Here is a 2,339-nt window from a genome sequence, read left to right as displayed (position 1 = left end):
GCTATTACTCCGCGGCCGTCCTCGTTCCCGATGCGCTCGGCGTGCTGGACGACGTGCTCGTCGCGCGTCGCGCCGACTGATCGGCGCGGACCGTGTCCATCCTCACCAGGGTCGGCGCTCCCATCGCGGCAGGCGATCTGGCTGTCGCGGTGGCGGCCCTGCTGCACGGCGCCGCCGCCCCGGCCGACCTGTTCTCCGGCACCGCGACGCTCCCCCGACGCACCCCCGGTGCGCCCACCGGCTCCGTTACGCCACGTCGTCTTCGCGGACCGACCGGAATAGGCACGTCCGGCCTGCGATTGTTCCCGGCACAGGATCTTCCTGCCGCTCCCGCTGCGGAGACGACGAATTCCACTGGGCAACAGCCGATTCCCGCTCTCTACTGCCCACCTCCCGAGCGTGACGACCCGGCGCTGGCCGAGGCCGTCAACGCGGGCCTGCTCGCCTGGGCCACCGAGATCGGCCTCTACGAAGGCCGTCTCGACGAGCTCGCCAAAGCCGACTTCGGCCGGTTGATCATGCTCGCCCATCCCGATTGCGACGATCCCGACCGGCTGCTGGCCGCCGCTCGCTGCGCGGTGGCGGAATGGTCGGTCGACGACTACTACTGCGAGGAGGACGCCCCTGGCGACACCGCACCCGACGGCACACCGTCCAGCGCCGCCGCGGAACTCGGACCACGGCTCGAATTGGCCGCCGCCGCAATGGATCCGGCCCATCTCCCCGCGCGGTACGCGCCGAGGCTCGAACAGGCCATGCAGGCCGACCCGATCCTGCGCGCGTTCCGCACCTCGTTCGCGCACCTGGCGGGGTACGCGAGCCCGGCGCAGCTGGCCCGGTTACGCACCGAGATCGCGGGGTGGTTCATCGCGCTCGGCGCCGAGGCGGGCTGGCGCACCGCGGACCGGATGCCACCGGTCTGGGAGTACCTGACCAATCGGCAGCCACACAGTTTCCTGCCGTGTATGGCACCGATCGACGCGGTCGGCGGCTACGAACTCGCCGCCGCCGACTACGCCGACCCGGCGGTGCGGCGGGTGACCACCACCGCCGCGCTGGCCGCCCAGATGGTGAACGACCTGTATTCGATGGCGCGCGAGGACCTTTCGGGTGGCAGGGAGTTCAACCTGCCGACGGTCCTGGCCGCCGAGGAGGGCTGCAGCCGGGCCGACGCCGTGCTGCGCACCGCCCAGATCCACGACGAACTGATGCATCGCTTCGAACGGGAGGCGGCCCCCCTCGCCGCCTCGGGCTCACCCCAGCTGCGCCGCTTCCTGGCCGGGCTGTGGGCCTGGATGGGCGGCAACCGCGCCTGGCACGCGGGCAGTCGCCGCTACCACGACATCGCACCAGGAGAGGACGACAGATGACCATCGTCAACACCCCCGACCGCTCGGTCCTGCGCACCACCTATCAGCGTTCGGTCGCCGCGTACTGGAACAACAACCCCAACGACGACCGGGTCAATACCGAACTGGGCAAGGTCGACGGCCTCTACCACCACCACTACGGCATCGGCGAACCCGATTGGTCGGTACTGGACGGCCCGGAGAAGACCCGGCAGGAACGGATCGTGCGCGAACTACACCGCCTCGAGACCGCCCAGGCCGACTGTCTGCTCGACAACCTCGGCGCCATCACCCCCGACGACCGGCTGATCGACGGTGGCTCGGGCCGCGGCGGCACCAGTTTCATGGCCGCCGATCGCTTCGGCTGCCACGTCGACGGCGTGAGCATCTCCGAATACCAGGTCGGCTTCGCCAACGATCAGGCCGAGGCCCGCGGCGTGACCGAACGGGTCGGGTTCCACTTCCGCAATATGCTCGACACCGGCTTCGTCGACGAGTCCGCCAGGGCCATCTGGACCAACGAAACCACCATGTACGTGGACCTTTTCGATCTCTTCGACGAATTCGCCCGGGTGCTCGAACCGGGTGGGCGCTACGTGTGCATCACCGGCTGCTCCAACGATGTCACCGGCGGCCGATCCGCCTCGGTCAGCTGGATCGACGCGCACTACGGCTGCATGATCCATCCGCGCAGCGAGTACTTCCGCGCACTGTCCGACAGCGGCCTGGTCCCCACCACGGTCGTCGACCTCACGCCCGACACCATCCCGTACTGGGAGTTGCGCACCCATTCCGAGCTCGCCACCGGCGTCGAACAGCCGTTCCTCACCGCCTACCGCGAGGGCAGCTTCCAGTACCTGATGATCGTCGCCGATAAGGTGGCCAGGTGACCGATAAGCTCGCCGACCCGTCGACCGACCGCGAAACCATGCTCGTCGAGCCGCGCCCTCGTAGCGCGCCCAGCTCAGCGGACCCGGCTCGCCGGTCACC

Annotated in this window: 3 protein-coding genes; all 3 read left to right on the top strand. The window is 69.5% G+C overall.

What is annotated here, in order from left to right:
- On the top strand, positions 1-80 hold an 80-nt coding region (locus ACFWF3_RS32665; RefSeq protein ID WP_379317720.1), incomplete at its 5' end, for a hypothetical protein.
- 12 nt (positions 81-92) lie between these two features.
- Complete coding sequence (locus ACFWF3_RS32660; RefSeq protein WP_379317718.1) at positions 93-1,370, top strand: family 2 encapsulin nanocompartment cargo protein terpene cyclase; 1,278 nt, start codon at positions 93-95, stop codon at positions 1,368-1,370.
- Complete coding sequence (locus ACFWF3_RS32655) at positions 1,367-2,239, top strand: geranyl diphosphate 2-C-methyltransferase (protein WP_378994249.1); 873 nt, start codon at positions 1,367-1,369, stop codon at positions 2,237-2,239. The genes ACFWF3_RS32660 and ACFWF3_RS32655 overlap by 4 nt, the downstream gene beginning before the upstream one ends.
- Positions 2,240-2,339: the final 100 nt, after the last annotated feature.

The sequence above is a fragment of the Nocardia sp. NPDC060220 genome (assembly GCF_042727815.1).
Lineage (GTDB): Bacteria > Actinomycetota > Actinomycetes > Mycobacteriales > Mycobacteriaceae > Nocardia.
This window is presented reverse-complemented; position numbering and strand designations above follow the sequence as displayed.